The following is an 18110-nucleotide window of genomic DNA, read 5'->3' as shown; positions in this document are numbered from 1 at the left end:
ACCAAGTAAAAGGAGGGTCCTTATATGAAGAAAAAATGGTTGGTCTTGGTAGCGGTTCTGGCTCTCGTGGCATTTGGCTCGGCAGCTGCGGCTGTCACCTTTGTCACTATTGGGTCAGGCGGAGTGGGAGGAACATACTACCCTCTGGGCGGGGCCATGGCAGAAATTTTGTCAAAGGCCGATATTGGTGTCAAGGCGACCTCTCGTTCAACGGCAGCTTCTAAAGAGAACTGCCGCCTTGTAGCTTCAGGAAAGGCCCAAATAGGCATGTCTATGGGCTCCACTTTGTATCAGGCCATACGGGCGTAGAAGCTTTTGAGCAGGATGGCAAACTTCCTCTTCGCATTCTTATGCATATGTATCCTGCCCCCCAGCATCTTGTGACCACGACTAAAACCGGTATTAAGTCCTTTGAAGACATAAAGGGGAAAAAAGTTTCTCTGGGAGCTCCAGGCGGCGGTGATCAGATATTGAGCCATATTATTTTGAACGCGGCAGGCATAGACCCAGATAAAGACATTCATAAACAGCAGCTGACCCAGCCGGAAGGAGTTATGGCGCTGAAGGACGGAAACGTTGACGCAGTCTTCTGGAACTTTGCGGCTCCCGGTTCGGCGGCCGTTCTTGAAGTAGCAGCAGTTCGTGATATTGTAATGATTCCCCTTCCTAAGGAAGTGGTAGATAAAGTTGTGGAAAAGAATCCTTTCCTCTTCCCCTATATCATAACTAAAGGCACCTATCCTGATATTAAAGAAGATATTCTCACAGTTGCTGATGGCAACTTCCTTGTGGTTCACGAGGATATGCCAGAAGAGCTTGGGTACAACCTTGTAAAAACAATTATAGAGAATAATAAGGCATTTATGGATATTACACAGCAGGCTGCTCACTTTGTACCCGAAGAGGCCAGTGTGGGAATAATACCCTTTACAACAGGATCGGTGAAATTCTTCAAGGAAAAAGGCATAGAGGTGAAATAAGTCTCTTTTGAGCGGGAGAGGTTAACCTCCTGGCCGGGCGTTAACATCTACAGGGCCAGTAACGGTGAAATAAGTCTCTTTTGAGCGGGAGAGGTTAACCTCTCCCGCATCAATGAGACGAAATTGGGGAGGGAAACTCAATGACGAATTCTTCAACATCAACGTCGCAGGATGTTCAGCCAGTAGATGTGGATGCGAAGAAAAGAGAACTCCATGGCTGGCAGTATTGGATTGTAGCTGCTCTGGCCTTGTCGGCATCTGTTTTTCACCTCTATACGGCTGTTTTTGGGTTGCGTTCAGCAATGTACCAGCGAAGCATCCACTGGCTCTTTATGGGAGGGCTTATGTTCCTTCTATATCCAGTGAGTAAAAACAGGCCTAAGAATCGCATTGATTGGTGGGACTGGGTTTTCGCCGGGCTGCTTATAGCAGGATGTCTCAATATTATTCTTAACTGGGAAGTCATTACCATGAGGGAGGGAGCACCAATAACCTCAGATATATATTGGGGCACTATTATGATCTTGCTTGTTCTTGAAGGAACAAGAAGAGCTATGGGGCTGCCCTTGCCTATCATGGCTACGATTGCGCTGGCATATGCTTTTCTTGGTCCCTATTTTCCAGGCATCCTGTCCCATGGCGGATTTGCCCTTGATGAAATAGCTCCTTTTCAGTATTTGCGCACTGACGGAATATTTGGTGTTCCCCTGGGGGTATCTGCCTCCTTTATATTCCTTTTTGTTTTGTTTGGAGCGGTTCTTAGCGTTTCCGGGGCGGGGCAATTTTTTATTGACCTCTCCATCGCCCTAACAGGAAAAAGCCGTGGCGGCCCTGCCAAGGCGGCAGTTGTTGCCAGTGCTCTTATGGGAACCGTTTCCGGCAGTTCTGTAGCTAACACCGTTACGACTGGTGCTTTTACCATACCTCTCATGAAGACGGCCGGATATCGGTCTGAGTTTGCAGGCGCCATAGTTGCGGCAGCCTCTACTGGAGGACAAGTTATGCCTCCCGTTATGGGAGCGGCGGCCTTTATTATGGCCCAGTTCTTAGGCATTTCCTATTGGGATATTGTTATAGCCGCGGCTATTCCTGCGGCACTATACTTTTTTTCCATATGGGCTATGGTTCACTTCAGAGCCGGCAAAAGAGGAATCAGGGCCATGACCGATGAAGAAGTTCCCAAAATAGGGCCTGTATTGCGGGAAGGCTGGCATCTGCTAATTCCTATCATTACCCTTGTCCTTTTTCTTGCCACTGGGTATTCCGCGGTAAAAGCAGTTTTCTGGTCTATCGTCTGTCTTGTCGGAGCATCATGGTTAGGAGATGAAAAATACCGTATGACTCCCAAACGAGTTCTCAACTCACTTATTGATGGGGCCATCGGAGCTGTTGATGTTGCGGCAGCCTGTGCCTGTTCAGGAATAGTCATTGGCGTTATCGGGATCACCGGTGTAGGTCTAGCATTTTCATCATTTGTCATGAGCCTATCCCATGGGATACTTCCTCTGGCCCTTGTCTTAACCATGATCGGCTCAATTATCCTTGGCATGGGTGTGCCTACCACTGCCCAGTACATTATTACATCGACTCTGGCAGCGCCGGCATTGGCTCAAATGGGCGTTCCCATGATGTCTGCCCACCTATTCTGCCTATACTTTGGAGTACTGGCAGACGTGACACCCCCTGTCGCCCTTGCCACTTATGCCGCGGCGGGTATTGCCCGTTCCAATGCCATTAAAACTGGATTTACGGCCCTTGTCGTTGCTGTCGCAGGTTTTATAGTTCCCTATATGTTTGTGTATAACAGCTATCTTCTCTTTCAGGGCAGTTTAATCAAAATTGTTTTGGGCTGCGCTACGGCCTTTTTGGGAATCATTGGATTGGCGGCAGGCGTTCAGGGGTTTTTTGTTACCCATCTTGCCCTCTGGGGGCGGGCGGCTCTTCTTTCGGTTCCATTGCTGCTGATCCATCCTTCTCTTATATCGAATTGTTTAGCCGTGGGAATTATAGCGCTTATGTTTGTTATACAGAAACGAAGAGCAGCACAAGTTGTCTCTCCCGTGCTCGAAGAAAATCCGGAACAATAATGAAAGGGAGGTTCGGCAAATGCCCAAAAAAACCATTAAACCTGTTATGTCGGCAGAAGAAGCAGTTCGTTTTGTCAAGCCAGGCGCCTCTTTGATGGTCGGCGGATTCAACTATGGTGGTGTGCCTTACACTCTGGTTGATGCCCTGGTTGCTGCTGATGTGCGGGACTTGCATCTCATAGCCAACGATACCTTATATGCCAACGATAAATTTCCCCAAGGAGTGGGACACGGCAAACTTGTAGTTAATGGCCAGGTGCGTAAAGTAACCGCTTCTCACATTGGGCTCAACAGGGAAACCCAGCGCCTTTTCAACGAAGACAAAATGGAACTTGAGCTTGTCCCTCAGGGAAGTTTTGTAGAGCGCATTCGTGCTGGTGGGTTTGGCCTGGGAGGCATTCTGACGCCGACGGGTGTCGGCACATGTTATGAAGAAGGCAAGCAAACAATAGAAGTGGAGGGGAAAAAATATATTCTTGAGCTTCCGCTGCGTGCCGACATAGCTTTTATTCGTGCTTACAAGGCAGACAGATGGGGGAATTTGACCTATTTTGGAACGAACAGGAACTTCAACCCGGCTATGGCTACGGCCGCGGACATTGTTATAGCAGAAGTTGATTCCATTGTGCGTGAGGGTGAAATAGATCCCAATGACGTAGTTACTCCTGGAATCCTCATAGATATCCTTGTGCTGAAAGGAGATGGATACTATGCTTCCAGAACTTGATGAAAAGATTGTACGGGAACGAATTGCCAAGCGGATAGCCCTTGATTTCGATAACGGCGCGGTTGTCAATCTGGGCATAGGTATTCCAACACTCGTTTCAGATTATATTCCTGACAATGTACGGGTCATCATGCAGACTGAAAACGGTGTAGTTGGAGCAGGCCCCTCTCCAGAAGAGCCTGATCTGCGCTTCATTGGCGCAGGCGGACGGGGCCTCAGCCTTATCGACGGTTCTTCTATTGTGGCGAGTGAAGTCAGCTTTGGCCTCATTCGCGGAGGCCATCTGGATGCTACGGTACTCGGCGCTCTGGAGGTGGATCAGGAGGGGAATCTGGCAAACTGGTGGATTCCTGGCAAGCTGGTTCCCGGAATGGGAGGCGCCATGGACCTTGTCACTGGTGCCAGAGCTGTCTACGTTGCTACAACCCACACTGATAAAAAAGGCCGGCCCAAGCTCGTCAAGAAATGCTCTCTTCCCCTTACTGGCGCCGGGGTTGTTTCTACCATAGTTACAGAATACTGTGTTGTTCGAAAACAAAGTGGACGGATGGTTTTAACAGAAATAGCCCCTGGTGTAAACCTCGAGGAATTGCTGGCCAACACGGGAATGGAGTTAGAGGTAAGCAGCGATCTTTGCTTGATGAAAGGAACCGAAGAAGAAGTGTGCGAGGAGGCATCCAAATGACAAAAGCTGTTATTCTGAGCGCTTGCCGCACTCCAGGCGGAAAATATGGCGGCTCCCTTAAACCTTTTGAAGCAACGGATCTGGGCGGAAAAGCCATTGCAGAAGCTGTTAAGCGTTCTGGTATAGCTACAGATGATATTGGAGAGGTCATTATGGGGAATGGCTGGCAAGCCGGAGTGGGAGCAAACCCCGCCCGTATTGCCATGGTTAAGGCAAACCTGCCTCAAAACATACCGGCCTTCACAGTGAATAAACGTTGCGGATCAAGTTTGCGAACCATTATGCTTATGTCCGACCGGGCAAGGCTTGGCGACATTAAGGCCGGAGTGGCTGGAGGCATGGAAAGTGCCTCTAATACGCCTTACCTCCTCCCCGAAGCCCGATGGGGCCATCGAATGGGAGAAAAAAAGGTGCTGGATGTACTCCATCAGGACGGATTTATTTGCCCTGTGGCGGGAGATTTAATGGGAACGCTGACAGAGCGCCTTGTTGAGGAATATAACATTACAAGGCAGGAACAAGATGAATATGCTCTATCAAGTCATATGAAAGCAGTGGAAGCAATGGAAAAAAAACTCTTTGCCGAAGAAACCGTCCCCCTTATCATTCGAGATCGAAAAAAAGGCGAAATTGCCATCGATAGCGAAGAAATACCCAGAAAAGATACCACCATAGAAGCCCTTGGGCGTCTCCCTGCCATTTTTAAACAAGGGGGAACGATCACGGCCGGAAGCAGTTCCGCTTTATGCGATGCGGGAAGCGCAGTAGTTGTGGCAAACGAAGAGTGGGCGAAAAACGAAGGTCACGCGCCTATGGCGCGAATCTTAGGGTATGCCAGCGCTGCCCTTGACGCGGACCGTTTCGGCATCGCTCCCACCCTTGCCATGCCTTTAGCTCTGGAAATGGCAAAAATGACCATAAACGATATGGACCTTATCGAAATTAATGAAGCCTTTGCGGCCCAGATCATCGCCTGTCATCGGGTCATGCCCCTCGACATGCAAAAACTGAACATACACGGCGGAGCTATTGCGCTCGGCCATCCTATAGGGGCATCGGGGGCCCGAATTTTGACAACCCTTCTCTATGCCCTTAAAAATACCGACAAAGAGTTCGGAATCGCAAGCGCGTGTATTGGAGGAGGGCAGGCTGCCGCTATAGTGGTGCAACGTTTAAATTAAAAAATAAAATTAAACCCATCTATTTAATAAATAGGTGATTTCTCGCGCAAGGCTCCCATTATCTGCTATGATGGGAGCCTTTGTCATAGCTAAAAATTCTTGATATAATAAATTTTATATGATTAATTATCCCGATTATTAAAGATTAAACCCCCTTGTATGCTGGGTAAAAAGAACTAGAAAATGTATGATTTCCCTTGCATATAGAATGCATTTTTATTAAAATAAGATAAATTTTCCCGTTACATGGGTGGAGGAGCCTTTATGAGTGAAGATTCATTCCATGCAAAGTTAAAAAGCATCTACGATAAAGTCTGTAAATATGTGGCGTTAAACCTGTCGAATGTTTCAGTGATTCGTCAACAGGAGTTGCTGAAACTTAAAGAAGTGCGTGAAAAACTTGACTCCAATCAAAAAGACATTGATTATCTTCAACTATCTTCAACAAAAATTGATTCAGCCTTCAAAGCTGCCCAGCAAGAGCTTGTTGAAGCCATGGAAGAAGAGGATTCCGCAGCAGAACTCGCGGCTTACGAAAAAGCAGACACGTTGCGAAAAAAACTTTCAACTCACCAAGAGCGCGAGCAGAACCTGAAACTTCAGCGAAGCTTTCTTCTAAAAGAAGAAAATGGTGTAAAAGAGTTCCTCAGCAGAAGTGAAGATATGGCAAACAAGTTTCGTCTTATCCTTGAGTTTTTACAGGATCAGGGAATTAAAGCCATGTCAGACAGCGACACTGAAAAAAACATAAAACTCCTCTCTGCCGCTTTTAGCCTGGCAGAGCTTGACAGCCGATTTTTAGCCCGCAATCTTCACGATGGGTCTGCCCAAAAGCTTTCTGGGGCCATAATGCTTTGTGAGCTTGCAGAGCGATATTTAGAAGCTAGAAAAATAAAAGAAGCCCAGATAGAGCTTGGTAAGGTTAAAACACAAATGCAAGAGGCAATTTTTGATATTAGAACCCTTCTTTTTCAGATACACCCACAGGGTCTTGAAGAAGGGTTGGATGTAGCTCTTGAACGATATGCAAAGCAGGCTTGTGACCGATATGGCGTGGATATATCTTTTCAAACAGATGGCAACATTACAGGCCTCTCCATGATATTGCGAAGCAATCTTTTCAGAGTTATTCATCAGGCCCTGGATAACGCCATACAAAGAGGCGCCGCCAAAAAAGTAGATATAAGCCTCAGTGCCAAGTCTGATGGGTTTAGCGCCCGTATCGCTGATAACGGTAAGGGCTTTGATGTGGCTAAGGCGAAAACGATTGCCCAGGAACGAGGCTCTTACGGCCTGACAAATATGGAAGAACGACTCCGTCTTTTTGGAGGAAAGCTTACTATCGATAGCTCTCCTGGCAACGGCACTGTCATTTTAATGAGTGTTCCTATTCCGGAGGATGATAGGTAATGAAAAAAATTACAGTTGTCTTAGCCGATGACCACAGTCTTTTTCGGGAGAGCATCCGGAAAATTCTTGACATGGAAGACGACATAGAGGTTGTTGGTGAGGCGCGGGATGGTCTTGAGGCCATAGATGTGGTGAAAAAAACCGCTCCCCACGTGGTAATGCTTGATATACGCATGCCCAGAGCCGATGGCATCGAGGTGGTAACCACTCTTCGAAAAGAAGGATGTAAAAGTGCCTTTGTTGTTATAACGGCCCTTGATGCTGAAAATCAGATAACTCGTGTATCGAGGGCTGGGATAGAAGGGTATGTATTAAAATCTTCAGGTTTGGCAGAGCTTCTTTACGCCTTGCGTACGGTAGCTAGCGGAGAGCGGTACGTTGATCCCCTGATAGCCTCAAAGCTCCTTAAATCCTTTTCTCCCCATGCTGAATTTAAATCAAAGATTGAAACACTTACAATTAAGGAAAAAGAAGTTCTCTATTGGGTATCCCATGGCCTTTCTTCACGAGAGGTAGGGCGGCGTATGATTCTTTCAAACAAGACAGTACAGAACCATATGTGCCAGATATTGAAGAAACTGGATGTGCAGGAAAAGAGCCAGGCCATCGCACTGGCCTGGAAGTGGGGATTGACAGAACACCCCCCAACAGAAGATGAAGAGGCAGTAAGCAATTGAATTGAAACAGACAGGCATGTTTTATTTCAATAGAGGCTTAATTATGTTAAAATCGGGAAAATTTCCCAATGTAGTGTATGGAAAATCCCCCTTTTTTAATGAGTTTCACTTTTTCTCTATGATTCTTAAGTTACCGTTAAATCTAAAATGAAACGTGTATTATAATCCCAGTACAGTAGAAAAAATATAGCAGAAATAAATAAGGGAGGTAATATAAATGTTGAAAAGACTTCGTAACCTTGTAACAGATGAGGAAGGCCAGGGAATGGTGGAGTATGGGCTCCTTTTAGCATTAATTGCGGTTGTTGTAATTGCGGCGCTTCTAACCTTAGGTCCAAAGGTCGCAGGGATTTTCACTGAAGTCGAAGGGAAACTCTGATAGGCGGTAGTGTTGTTTTTTTTTACGGATGAGGGTGGCCAAGGATTGGCGGAGTATGGTGTTATTCTAGCTTTAATATCTGTTGCAGCTGTAGTAGTGCTTTCTCTCATTGGCCCAAAAGTTCTCCAGCTTTTCACTAACGCTAACAGTGTTTTGCCCTAGTGACCGTAAGGAGAATATTTTAGCGACGTGCTTTAAAGAAAGGGCAGGGAATCCTGCCCTTTCTTTCTAAAACTGGAGTGATTCTATGGAATGGGTGACGCTGGCAGTTCTTTGCTGGGCAGGCTTTTACGATCTGAAATATAAGAAGGTACCGAACTGGCTCACTTATGGTTTGCTGCTGGCGGCGATTCTCTTTCATAGTTTTTATGGCGCTGTCTCTATGTCTCTATTCGGGGCCGGGATAGGTCTGGGATGGTTTTTAATTCCATACCTGCTGGGAGGCATGGGCGCAGGCGACGTAAAGCTTCTGGCCGCCGCGGGTGCGATGGCTGCATGGCCGGGAGCGCTCTATGTGGTTTTGTACTCTTCGGTAGCAGGCGGGATAGTGGTAATTGCCCTAACCTTAAAACGCGTGGATTTCCAAGATTTTTGGGTGGCCCTCGCCGGGGGGCCACGCAGGTTTTTTAAAAGCATTTGGATGTCAGGGCGTGAACGACGTAAAGAAAAAGTGCCCTATGCTCTGGCAATAGCAATTGGGTACGCAATATATCTCCTGCTGTGAGCGGGGGTGATGGGATGAGGATGTTAGAGGTTTTGAAAAAAAGAAGCCGAGGGCAGGCTATTGTTGAGTTTGCGCTGGTGCTGCCTCTTTTGCTTGTTCTTGTAATGGGGATAATAGATTTTGGGTTGATAATGCAGCAGTATCTTACGCTGAACCAAGGAGCCCGAGAAGGGGCCCGCATGGCCTCTGTGGGCGGTTCAGCAGCAGATGTAACATCCAGAGTAGAAGAGATTCTGGCCGTACGGTGGACCAGTGCAGAGGTTTCTGTGAATGTTACAGAGACCGATAAAGGGTCTTATAAAGAGTCTGTGGTAACGGTGCAGGCTCCTGTAGCTTTTTTGACGCCCTTGGGGGCCTTTGTAGAAGGGTTGACTTCTAACTGGCAGGCCCACGCTTCGGCGTCTTTCAGGGTGGAGTGATAGCTATGAGAAGAGAGAATAGAAAAGAATTAAAGCGAAGCAGGGGAGCCGTTCTGGTCTGGGTTGCGGCCTCCATGGTGGTTTTGCTTGGGGCGGGTGCCCTTTCTCTTGATTATGGCCGTCTTGTTGTGGCTCGCTGGCGCCTTCAGACAGCAGTGGATGCGGGAAGCCTTGCGGGGGCCTGGGAGCTTGGAAACAAATCAGCAAGCCAGGCTCTTCGGGAAGCCAGCGCCGCACAAGTTGCCGGCTCTGTTGCCAGCGACAATAAAAGCGAGGGCGCCTACGCCGTGGATTTTCCCGATGCAGATACATGCCATGTTGAAGGGCAAGAAACTATAGCCATGACCTTTGCCCGCATCTTAGGGGTTAACGAGAGTACCGTTTTGGCAGAGGCGGCGGCACGGCTTTCTGGCGCGGGGTCAGCAAAAGGGCTTCGACCCTTTGGTATTCAGAGCCAGGATTTTGTGTTTGGAGACCAATATCTTTTAAAGATAGGCCCCCACGATGAAACCTCCAACGGCAATTTCCACGCATTGGCCCTTGGGGGGAAGGGGGCGAACAATTACCGTGAAAAAATTAAATATGGATATGATGGCGTTATATCCATTGGAGATACGATTACGACAGAACCGGGTAATATGTCCGGCCCTACAGAAGATGGCATCGATTATGTTGTTGCCCTTGAGATCATTAAAGAAGGCATAGAGTATATCCTTGACCAGTCGGGTCACATTTCGTGGGATTGGTATGCCTCCCACCTAGACGACCTTTATGCGAGCCCTCGTCTAATCCTTGTTCCCATTGTTGATAATTGGGAAGTCCACGGGCGGGATACCGTTGAGGTGGTTGGGTTTGCCAGCTTCTTTCTTGAGGGAGTAGAAGGCTCGGGAAAAAATTCTAGAGTTGTGGGGCGGTTTGTTGAAAGGGTTATACCGGGCAGCTCTGGAGGAGGAAGCACCGAGTTTGGCGGCTATTCTGTCAGTTTAATACAATGAGAGTGAGGTGAGGACGTGAAAAAACGCGGCATTTTTTTAATCGTTTCTCTGTTGTTGGGAATTATGGCGGGGCTTTTGGTATATCAGCAGATACGCAGCTATAAATTAAAGATAGCCCGGGCTGAAAGAGAGCTTGTTTCTGTGGTAGTGGCCGCACGTCCCAAGGATGCTTTTTCTATTATCACGGCAGAAGACGTGAAAGTTGTTCGCATGCCACGAAGCAGCATTCCGACAGGTGAGGTTCTGTCTCTTGATGAAGTGGTTGGAAAGGCATCTATGCTGGCCCTTTCTGAAGGAGACCCTGTTCTTAAAGGCAAACTTTCTTTAGATCCTGAAAAATTGGGAGTGGCCTTCCAGCTTCCTGATGGGCGCGTGGCCATTGCCTTGCCCATTGATGAAGTGATAGCGGCGGGAGGGCTCCTTCGTCCGGGGGATTACGTTGATGTATTCCATGTCTATCGTGAAAAAGATGCGGTGAGCCCCACTTCCCGCCTTCTTCTCTCACGGGTGAAAGTTCTTGCCCTTGGCGGCGTTCTCACCCGAAAAGAGGAAAAAGAGGGAACGAAAGAAAAAGAAATGCTCGCCAGGTCAGCTGTGGTAGAAGTTTCTCCTGAAGAGGCAGCAGTAGCCGCATGGGCCCAGAGCCTGGGAAGCGTATGGCTGGCCCTGCGTCCTGCCAATGAAGAGACTTTGACTCCCGCAGTGGTCTATAAGGGGCCTGAAGTTTCTCCTGAGCCTCAGAAGGCAGCAGCCCAATCTGCCCCTCCAAAACCGGCTGCGAAAAGAAGCGTCAGGGCTGTTCCTCAAGGTTGGAAAATAGAAATGATACAACCTGGAAATGTATCCACAGTAACTGTATCTCCTGATGGGAGGTCTCGCTGATGGCTTGCCTTAAAAGAAAACTATGGGTGTTTTTTGCCGTTGTGTTTTTAACAGTTGTGGTGGGCGCCCTTCCTGTATTGGCGGCTACCTATCATCTTGATGTGGGCGACAGCGCGGTGCTGAAATACCAGAATGTCAAGCGAATGTCGGTGGGAAATCCAGACGTGCTTGATGCCATTCCCCTTGATAACAACCAGGTACTGCTCACAGGCAAGGTAGAAGGGGGTGCGGCCCTTATTGTCTGGGATGCCGCGGGCATGCATATGGAGAAAATTCTTGTCCACCCTTCCATAGAGGCCCCTTCCTGGGAACTTAAGGAGCTGCTTCAAGCCGAAAACATAGATGTTACAGTTCGGGGAGGCGCCGTAGTCCTCGAGGGAAAGGTAAAAACCCCTCGGGACAGGCTTCGCGCAGTGGCCATTGCCGGTGCTTTTGGCGAAAAGGTTATAAATCTTCTCGAAGTGGATAGCGCTCCCCAGATAAAGCTGAGGGCCGTGGTGATGGAAGTGAAGAAGAAGGATGGCGATGCCCTTGGCATGAAACGTCTTGAAGGTCAGGAGGGTACTTTCTGGGGGATTTTTGATTTAACGCCCGACACAGGCCATATGCTCGATTACACTAAAGGCGCTCACTATTCTGCCAAAATCAATGCCTGGATCAATGCCCTTGTTGAGAACAAAGAGGCGAAGATCTTAAGCAGGCCCTATCTTACTACATTGAGTGGCGAAGAGGCTTCCCTTAATGTTGGCGGGGAAATTCCCGTGCCGGTAGGTGTAGATAACAACGAAATCAAGATTGAATGGAAGCCCTATGGTGTCATTATGAAATTTACCCCCGAACTTGACGGAATCGGCGAGATCTGGCTGACTTTTGAAGCCGAAGTGAGCGAAATAGATTGGGAGAATGCCATTGAAACCCAGGGCATTAAGATTCCCGCCATACGAACAAGAAAAATTGCCAACAAAGTGCGCCTTGGCCACAACGAATCCCTTGTGGTTGGAGGCCTTCTCGACAATAAGCAGTCAAAGCTCGTTAAAAAGATACCCTTATTAGGGGATATTCCCATTATTGGCGAACTCTTCAAGAGCCGGGAGTTCACCAACGATGAAACTGAACTCGTAATCACGGTAACGCCGGAGGTGGTGGCCCTATGATTCGGGTTTACGTTGTAGATGACGATGCTGTTACAAGAGATGTGATTCGGGGCATGATCCAGATAGAGCCGGATATGGAAATCATCGGCGAGAGCGACTGTCTTGAAGGTGTTATAGAAACGGTCACTCGCCTCAGGCCTTCTGTTTTGCTTCTCGATCTTCAGCTGCCCGACGGCGACGGTACGGATTTGGCAGAAAAACTGGCCCATATGCCCGGCGCGCCAGGGGTTATTATGATGTCTGTACAAAAAGACGTGGCCTTTTTGCGAAAGGCCATGCAGGCAGGTGCCAGAGATTATCTGTTAAAGCCCTTCGCCAGCGGCGAACTGGTGGATTCTATTAGGCGCGTAAATACAGAAACCCTTTCTAAAGGGGGAACCCGCCAGGCAGAGCGTATTGCTGTATTAAGCTGCCGCGGCGGGGCGGGAGGGTCGTCTTTTTCTATATCCCTTGCCTTGCAGCTTGCTTCTATGGGCAAGAGAACAGCATTGATAGACGGCGATCTCTATATGGGAGATGTGGCTTTTCTGCTCAATACCCCCTATGAGTTGAACTGGACCAGCTGGGCTAACGAATGTCTGAGCGGAACTGTTGATGGCGAAAGATATTTGGCCCTTGGCCCAAAGGATCTTATGATTATGCCGACAGCCAAGAACCCTGTACAGGCGGAACTGGTAAAATCCGGCATGGGGGACCGCCTTATAGAGTCTCTTTCTGACCGGTTCGATTATATTGTTGTTGACCTCCACCGAAACTTTGGAGATATAACCATTGAATTGGCAGAAGGATGCCAGCGGATCTGGCTCGTTACAGATTGCAGCTGCACCGGCGTTAAAAATCTCCACTTAGTGACAGGTTTGCTCGATCAGCTGAGAATATCGTGGATAGAGCGGGGGGTTATTGTTAATAAGGCGGAGCGGGAAGACCGGTCTATTGTAGAAAAGATACAAAGGGAATATGGTGTAAAGGGTTTGCTTCCCTTTGACGAAAAGCTTGAAAAGGGTTGGCTGAAGGGAGAGCCCCTTATTTTAAGCCAGCCCCGGTCTCCCTACTCTAAAGTCATACGAGAGATAGCCTCAGAGCTTGTTGGTAAGGAGAAGGTGAGCCTTTAATGAGCCTCTTACGACGGATTGCTGGAAATACGGGGGGAGACAGGCGGGGACGGGGAAGCGTGTCAGAGCTCTACCGCGAAACCCATCGCCGAATTCTCTCCCGTCTGGCCGATGAGATAGATATGGAAGAGGTTGCCTCGAAGCCCGATTGGGGAAAATCCCCTCTCGTTAAAGAGCAGATCACCCTTGAAATACAAGCTATGCTCGAAGAGGTAAAGGGCCTCAATGCCTTAGAGATCAACCGCCTTCACGATGATCTTTTGAACGAGGTCTTCGGGTACGGCCCCATTCAGCCCTTGCTCGATGACGACACAGTGACAGAAATAATGGTGAATGGCTGCGAGCAGGTTTTTGTAGAGCGGTGGGGCAAAATCGAGCCTACCGATGTGTTTTTTAATAACGATAATCACATACGGCGTATTATCGACAAAATAGTGGCACCTCTGGGGCGGCGCATTGATGAGGCCTCCCCCATGGTGGATGCCCGCCTGCCCGACGGTTCCCGTGTCAACGCGGTGATTCCTCCTGTTTCTATTGATGGGCCCACGTTGACGGTGCGAAAGTTCAGACGAGAGCCATTTACAGCCCAGGACCTCATTGCCCTAGGCACTCTTTCTGATGAGTCTGTGAGCTTTTTGCGGGTTGCCACAGAGGCTCGATATAACATTATTGTTACAGGGGGAACAGGTTCAGGTAAAACCACCACCCTTAATGTGCTTTCAAGCTTTATACCAAACAGAGAGCGTATTGTTACCATTGAAGACGCGGCAGAGCTGAGTATGCAGCAGGATCACGTAGTGCGTATGGAATCCCGTCCCGTTAATATAGAGGGTACGGGGGCCATAACCATTCGCATGCTTGTTCGCAACTCTCTGCGCATGAGGCCCGATCGTATTATAGTGGGTGAGTGCCGCGGTGAAGAGGCCTTTGATATGCTTCAGGCCATGAACACGGGCCACGACGGTTCTCTGACCACGCTCCACGCCAATTCCCCCCGGGACGTACTCTCTCGTCTTGAGAGCATGGTTCTCATGGCTGGGATGGAGCTTCCCGTCCGCGCCATACGAGAACAAATATCCTCCGGTATCGACCTCATTGTTCATCAGGAGCGATTAAAGGACGGAACCCGCCGCGTTACTTCCATATCTGAAATTACAGGTATGGAAGGAGACACCATCCAGATGCAGGATCTGTTTTTGTTCAATCATCAGGGGTTCGATGACGCGGGAAGAATACGGGGTAACCTCGATCCCACGGGTATTCAGCCTCATCGCAGCTATAAGTTTGATATGGCTGGCGTGGCTTTGCCCAGCGACATGTTGAGGTCTAGAAGGGGGATCTGACCATGGGAGGGATGTTGTTTGCTCTCATCATAGGGCTGCTTCTATTTTTAATGGTCTGGATTCTTTTCTTTGTCATGGTGGGAGAAGAAAAAGACCAGATGACACGAACTGAAGCCTGGTTTTTTTCAGACCGAGCGGGGAAGCAGACGAGTGAGAAAAAAACTGGGGGCAGGCCCTTTGCCCCTGATAACTTTCAAAAAAAGTTTGAGGCAGAGCTGAGCAAAGCCGACCTCCCTTTAAAGTTTCATGAAGCTTTGCTGACTTGGCTTGGCCTTATTATAGTTGTGCCTTTTTTGCTTTTTCTTCTTCGCGGCGCCTTCGGCCTGGCTGTAGGCATAGTGGTTGCGATAATTGTTCCCGTAATTATAACCAGGGTGCGAAAACAGCGCCGTCTGCAGCGCTTTGAGCGCCAGATTCCCCCCATGCTCGATATGGTTTCTTCGGGCTTGAGGGCAGGTTTTAGTTTTTTGCAATCCTTGCAGAATGCCGGGGCTCAGATAGAAGCGCCGCTGGGAGATACATTGCAGCAGGTAGTGGCAGAAATTTCTCTGGGGCTTGACCTCGAAGATGTACTCAATAGGTGGGTAGAACGGGTAGGAAGCCTAGACCTCGAGCTGGCCGTGACCTCTATATTGATTCAAAGAGAAATTGGGGGAAACCTGGCCAAAATTTTGGAAAACATTGCCAGGGTTATGCGGGATCGCCAGGATGTGGCAGCTCAAATGAAAGCTTTGACGTCTCAGGGACGTTTAGAAGGCCTTATTGTTTCTCTTCTGCCTGTGGCCATGGCAGTGATTATAAACTTGTTAAGCCCGGGATACTTAAGTCCTTTGTTTTCTACACAAAAAGGGCAAGTAATGCTGGGGACAGCAATATTTTTTGCCTTTATAGGCATTCTGGTCATTCAGCGCATAGTGAGACCTCGATACTAGGGAGGTGGCGGAATGGATCTTTTGGTTATTGTTTTTATAGTGATGGTTATAGTGCTGGGAGTTTTTCTTATATTGAATGTTATTTCTCCCGAAAAGGAAGACTCCTTTGACAGGGCCCTTCGTTTTGCAGAAGAGTGGGACGATGAAACAGCCTCCTTTAGAGAGCGGGTGGTAGACCCTCTGCGGGCAAAGATCAGCCGCATTGGCCGCTTTTTCTTTCCCCAGGAGGCCATTGCCCGTATGGACCGATACTGCCTTTTGGCCGGCCGCCCCAGAGGGTTGCGGGGAGAAGTTTTGGCCGGGCTGAAGGTTTCTTTTGCCCTTATTTTGGCAATGGTTTCTTTTTTTCTTATTCCTGATCCCTTTCGCATCTCAGGGGCTATTATTTTAGGAGCTCTGGGATATATGATTCCGGGCCTCTGGATTACCAACAAGGGAAAACAGCGCCAGGTTGAGGCGCGTAATCAGCTTCCCGACGTTATGGATCTTATGGTGGTGAGCGTTGAGGCCGGTCTTGGCCTTGACGCGGCCATGTCTCGCGTGGCAGACCGTCTTCGCGGTCCCATGGGTGAAAACTTCGCCCGGGCCCTTCACGAAATAAGTTTGGGAGAGAGCCGTCAGGCTGCCTTTCGCGGCATTATGGAGCGGCTGCCAATTGAGGAGGTGCGCCACTTCATAGCAAGTCTCATTCAGGCAGAAGAGCTGGGAGTGGCCGTAAGTGAAGTGCTTCGAAGCCAGGCCGGAACCCTTAAACGGCTGCGAAGGCTCAAGGCGGAGGAGCATGCCCGCAAGGCTCCCATTAAAATATTGTTCCCCATGATCCTTTTTATTTTTCCGTCTCTTTTTGTGGTTATTTTAGGGCCGGCCTTTTTGTCTATTATGGAGACCCTTGCTAAAAAATAAGATGGCTATGATAAGCCCAAGGAATAGGGCTCAATTATTGAATCTTACTGATGAGGAGGAAAATCTTCTTTTCTTCCCTCTTTTTTATGCCGGTTCTTTTTGGCGCCGTTTTCGGGGGCTTATGTTCTGCCCCCCCAAAAAGGGCTATGGCTTAATTTTGGTTCCCTGTAATTCCATCCACACTTTTTTTATGCGGTTTTCCCTTGATGTGTTCTTTCTTGACGAGATGGGACGGGTTCTAGATATTCGCTGGAACCTCGCCCCCTGGAGAATGGCTGTGTGCCGCGGCGCCCGCATGGTTGTTGAGTGTCCAACGGGCCATATTCCTCATGAAAAGGTGTCTATTGGGTCGCGGCTTACTTTTCATTAACGGCTGTTTTTATTGATTTTTGGCCTCCTTTTTAACACCAAATAATATTTCTTCACATTCTCTTTGTTGCCCCCTTTTCAAATAAGAAAAGTAGTTTATAATGTGCGCACATAACGTTATACCAGAGGATGGTGAGTCTCATGACGACCGGAACGAGAGAAACACTGAAAGAGCTTTCTCTGGACCTTGTGCGGAAGTATATGGAAGAGACAAACTTCGAAAACATTACACTTATTGAGGGAGCGACCATTGTCCATAACATCTACGGAGAAGGAGAGATTGTGCAAGCGGAAGTTTCTGAAAAGGGAGTTTCGTACCTTCATATCGAATTTAAGGATCCTTCGAGCACCGCTCCTCTCGTTAAAAAGTTTCCAGTGAAAAATGTTGTAGAAGCCTTCTTTTCCCGTCTTCATATTTCCCCAGAGCTTTATTCGAAGATTTGCCCCGATCGGCCATGTGAAAGGGGAGAAAAAAAGTCACCTCTCGAAGAGCGGTCTGTTCATTCCAGAGTGCTTGACACGGCACTCTCCAATGGCAACGGCAAATCCCGCCAGGAAATTTTAAGGGAGTGTCGGGCAGGGGATACGGTTTACTTTGTTGTCGAAGAAGACCATATTTTCGTTGTGACAGGGCAGCAAGAGCAGATAGGGACATTGCCAAGGGAAGTGGCAGAGTTCATATTCCCGGCTCTGGAAAAAGATTTGCCTGTGGAGGCCATAATTACGAGCATCCCCAGAGAGGGGACGCCTAGAAAACGAGGGTGTCGCCTCGAAGTGTATCTGGACGTGCCAGGGCGGGAAAAACCCACTCTTAAAGTTCTTGCAGAAAAGAATCGCACAGCAGAAAGAGCATCTCAAAGTGATGAAAACGAGATTCTCAGTCCAGAGGAGCGGTCATGGAACGATATGGGCGTGGATATTGACGAAATGAGTGATGAAGAGGTTGATGTGGATATCGACCCATGGGAAGGCTACGGTGGATATGAGGATTCCAGTTACGATTCGTAGTTAAGGAAGCATTCTAGGGGCTGCCAGCGTGGCAGCCCCTAGTTTTATATGAAAGTTGCAATATTAATGGATTTGGTTACAATGGGTAGGGTTACAGGTTGACTTATCACATTACAAGGAGGTTCGTTCCATGGATGACGTCC

At 48.5% G+C, this 18110-nt stretch carries 19 protein-coding genes and 1 pseudogene; all 20 read left to right on the top strand.

All coding sequences use genetic code 11. From position 1 onward, the window contains the following. The first annotated feature begins 24 nt into the window (after positions 1-24). Positions 25-980: pseudogene (locus AMICO_RS06180) on the top strand (TAXI family TRAP transporter solute-binding subunit). A gap of 140 nt (positions 981-1120) precedes the next feature. Next, entirely contained in the window at positions 1121-3067 is a 1947-nt protein-coding gene (locus AMICO_RS06175; RefSeq protein WP_013048598.1) for a TRAP transporter permease, read from the top strand. A gap of 19 nt (positions 3068-3086) precedes the next feature. Beyond that, positions 3087-3794 (top strand): CoA transferase subunit A, encoded by a 708-nt coding sequence (locus tag AMICO_RS06170; RefSeq protein ID WP_013048597.1) that lies wholly within the window; start codon positions 3087-3089, stop codon positions 3792-3794. Further along, the gene (locus AMICO_RS06165; protein ID WP_013048596.1) at positions 3778-4479 is read left to right on the top strand and encodes a 3-oxoacid CoA-transferase subunit B; all 702 of its coding nucleotides are present in this window, start codon (positions 3778-3780) and stop codon (positions 4477-4479) included. Before AMICO_RS06170 ends, AMICO_RS06165 begins: the two co-directional genes overlap by 17 nt. Continuing rightward, entirely contained in the window at positions 4476-5660 is a 1185-nt protein-coding gene (locus tag AMICO_RS06160) for a thiolase family protein (protein WP_013048595.1), read from the top strand. The genes AMICO_RS06165 and AMICO_RS06160 overlap by 4 nt, the downstream gene beginning before the upstream one ends. 264 nt (positions 5661-5924) lie before the next feature. Beyond that, positions 5925-7070: a sensor histidine kinase gene (locus AMICO_RS06155; protein ID WP_013048594.1), complete on the top strand. Its 1146-nt coding sequence runs from the start codon at positions 5925-5927 to the stop codon at positions 7068-7070. Next, positions 7070-7747, top strand: coding sequence for a response regulator transcription factor (locus AMICO_RS06150; RefSeq protein WP_013048593.1), 678 nt, complete (start codon positions 7070-7072; stop codon positions 7745-7747). Before AMICO_RS06155 ends, AMICO_RS06150 begins: the two co-directional genes overlap by 1 nt. A 217-nt stretch (positions 7748-7964) precedes the next feature. Then, the gene (locus AMICO_RS06145; RefSeq protein ID WP_013048592.1) at positions 7965-8126 is read left to right on the top strand and encodes a Flp family type IVb pilin; all 162 of its coding nucleotides are present in this window, start codon (positions 7965-7967) and stop codon (positions 8124-8126) included. A 45-nt stretch (positions 8127-8171) separates the two neighbouring features. Further along, complete coding sequence (locus AMICO_RS06140) at positions 8172-8288, top strand: Flp family type IVb pilin (protein WP_244392379.1); 117 nt, start codon at positions 8172-8174, stop codon at positions 8286-8288. Positions 8289-8373: 85 nt separating this feature from the next. Then, positions 8374-8850 carry an A24 family peptidase gene (locus AMICO_RS06135; protein ID WP_013048590.1) on the top strand — a complete coding sequence of 159 codons (477 nt, stop codon included), beginning with the start codon at positions 8374-8376 and terminating at the stop codon, positions 8848-8850. A gap of 14 nt (positions 8851-8864) precedes the next feature. Beyond that, a complete protein-coding gene (locus AMICO_RS09955; protein ID WP_013048589.1) occupies positions 8865-9269 on the top strand; it encodes a TadE/TadG family type IV pilus assembly protein in 405 nt (134 codons plus the stop codon). Positions 9270-9274: 5 nt separating this feature from the next. Further along, on the top strand, positions 9275-10264 hold the full coding sequence (locus AMICO_RS06125; protein WP_013048588.1) for a pilus assembly protein TadG-related protein: 990 nt from the start codon (positions 9275-9277) through the stop codon (positions 10262-10264). 15 nt (positions 10265-10279) lie between these two features. After that, positions 10280-11146 carry a Flp pilus assembly protein CpaB gene (gene cpaB, locus AMICO_RS06120; RefSeq protein WP_013048587.1) on the top strand — a complete coding sequence of 289 codons (867 nt, stop codon included), beginning with the start codon at positions 10280-10282 and terminating at the stop codon, positions 11144-11146. After that, complete coding sequence (locus AMICO_RS06115) at positions 11146-12300, top strand: type II and III secretion system protein family protein (protein ID WP_013048586.1); 1155 nt, start codon at positions 11146-11148, stop codon at positions 12298-12300. Before cpaB ends, AMICO_RS06115 begins: the two co-directional genes overlap by 1 nt. Then, positions 12297-13412 (top strand): CpaE/TadZ family protein, encoded by a 1116-nt coding sequence (locus tag AMICO_RS06110; RefSeq protein WP_013048585.1) that lies wholly within the window; start codon positions 12297-12299, stop codon positions 13410-13412. Before AMICO_RS06115 ends, AMICO_RS06110 begins: the two co-directional genes overlap by 4 nt. After that, a complete protein-coding gene (locus AMICO_RS06105) occupies positions 13412-14755 on the top strand; it encodes a TadA family conjugal transfer-associated ATPase (RefSeq protein ID WP_013048584.1) in 1344 nt (447 codons plus the stop codon). The genes AMICO_RS06110 and AMICO_RS06105 overlap by 1 nt, the downstream gene beginning before the upstream one ends. 2 nt (positions 14756-14757) lie before the next feature. Continuing rightward, entirely contained in the window at positions 14758-15687 is a 930-nt protein-coding gene (locus tag AMICO_RS06100; protein WP_013048583.1) for a type II secretion system F family protein, read from the top strand. Positions 15688-15699: 12 nt separating this feature from the next. Next, positions 15700-16590, top strand: coding sequence for a type II secretion system F family protein (locus tag AMICO_RS06095; RefSeq protein WP_013048582.1), 891 nt, complete (start codon positions 15700-15702; stop codon positions 16588-16590). 37 nt (positions 16591-16627) lie between these two features. Beyond that, complete coding sequence (locus AMICO_RS06090; RefSeq protein WP_211204270.1) at positions 16628-16960, top strand: DUF192 domain-containing protein; 333 nt, start codon at positions 16628-16630, stop codon at positions 16958-16960. Between the two features lie 140 nt (positions 16961-17100). Continuing rightward, complete coding sequence (locus AMICO_RS06085; RefSeq protein ID WP_013048580.1) at positions 17101-17967, top strand: hypothetical protein; 867 nt, start codon at positions 17101-17103, stop codon at positions 17965-17967. Positions 17968-18110: the final 143 nt, after the last annotated feature.

The organism is Aminobacterium colombiense DSM 12261 (assembly GCF_000025885.1).
GTDB lineage: Bacteria > Synergistota > Synergistia > Synergistales > Aminobacteriaceae > Aminobacterium > Aminobacterium colombiense.
The sequence above is the reverse complement of the archived record's forward strand: the minus strand, read 5'-3'. Positions and strand labels throughout refer to the sequence as shown.

What these genes read in the sequence shown, in the direction of transcription:
- AMICO_RS06175 (WP_013048598.1), top strand. Translation starts at nt 1,121, where the DNA reads ATGACGAATTCTTCAACATCAACGTCGCAGGATGTTCAGCCAGTAGAT.
- AMICO_RS06170 (WP_013048597.1), top strand. Translation starts at nt 3,087, where the DNA reads ATGCCCAAAAAAACCATTAAACCTGTTATGTCGGCAGAAGAAGCAGTT.
- AMICO_RS06165 (WP_013048596.1), top strand. Translation starts at nt 3,778, where the DNA reads ATGCTTCCAGAACTTGATGAAAAGATTGTACGGGAACGAATTGCCAAG.
- AMICO_RS06160 (WP_013048595.1), top strand. Translation starts at nt 4,476, where the DNA reads ATGACAAAAGCTGTTATTCTGAGCGCTTGCCGCACTCCAGGCGGAAAA.
- AMICO_RS06155 (WP_013048594.1), top strand. Translation starts at nt 5,925, where the DNA reads ATGAGTGAAGATTCATTCCATGCAAAGTTAAAAAGCATCTACGATAAA.
- AMICO_RS06150 (WP_013048593.1), top strand. Translation starts at nt 7,070, where the DNA reads ATGAAAAAAATTACAGTTGTCTTAGCCGATGACCACAGTCTTTTTCGG.
- AMICO_RS06145 (WP_013048592.1), top strand. Translation starts at nt 7,965, where the DNA reads ATGTTGAAAAGACTTCGTAACCTTGTAACAGATGAGGAAGGCCAGGGA.
- AMICO_RS06135 (WP_013048590.1), top strand. Translation starts at nt 8,374, where the DNA reads ATGGAATGGGTGACGCTGGCAGTTCTTTGCTGGGCAGGCTTTTACGAT.
- AMICO_RS09955 (WP_013048589.1), top strand. Translation starts at nt 8,865, where the DNA reads ATGAGGATGTTAGAGGTTTTGAAAAAAAGAAGCCGAGGGCAGGCTATT.
- AMICO_RS06125 (WP_013048588.1), top strand. Translation starts at nt 9,275, where the DNA reads ATGAGAAGAGAGAATAGAAAAGAATTAAAGCGAAGCAGGGGAGCCGTT.
- AMICO_RS06115 (WP_013048586.1), top strand. Translation starts at nt 11,146, where the DNA reads ATGGCTTGCCTTAAAAGAAAACTATGGGTGTTTTTTGCCGTTGTGTTT.
- AMICO_RS06110 (WP_013048585.1), top strand. Translation starts at nt 12,297, where the DNA reads ATGATTCGGGTTTACGTTGTAGATGACGATGCTGTTACAAGAGATGTG.
- AMICO_RS06105 (WP_013048584.1), top strand. Translation starts at nt 13,412, where the DNA reads ATGAGCCTCTTACGACGGATTGCTGGAAATACGGGGGGAGACAGGCGG.
- AMICO_RS06100 (WP_013048583.1), top strand. Translation starts at nt 14,758, where the DNA reads ATGGGAGGGATGTTGTTTGCTCTCATCATAGGGCTGCTTCTATTTTTA.
- AMICO_RS06095 (WP_013048582.1), top strand. Translation starts at nt 15,700, where the DNA reads ATGGATCTTTTGGTTATTGTTTTTATAGTGATGGTTATAGTGCTGGGA.
- AMICO_RS06085 (WP_013048580.1), top strand. Translation starts at nt 17,101, where the DNA reads ATGACGACCGGAACGAGAGAAACACTGAAAGAGCTTTCTCTGGACCTT.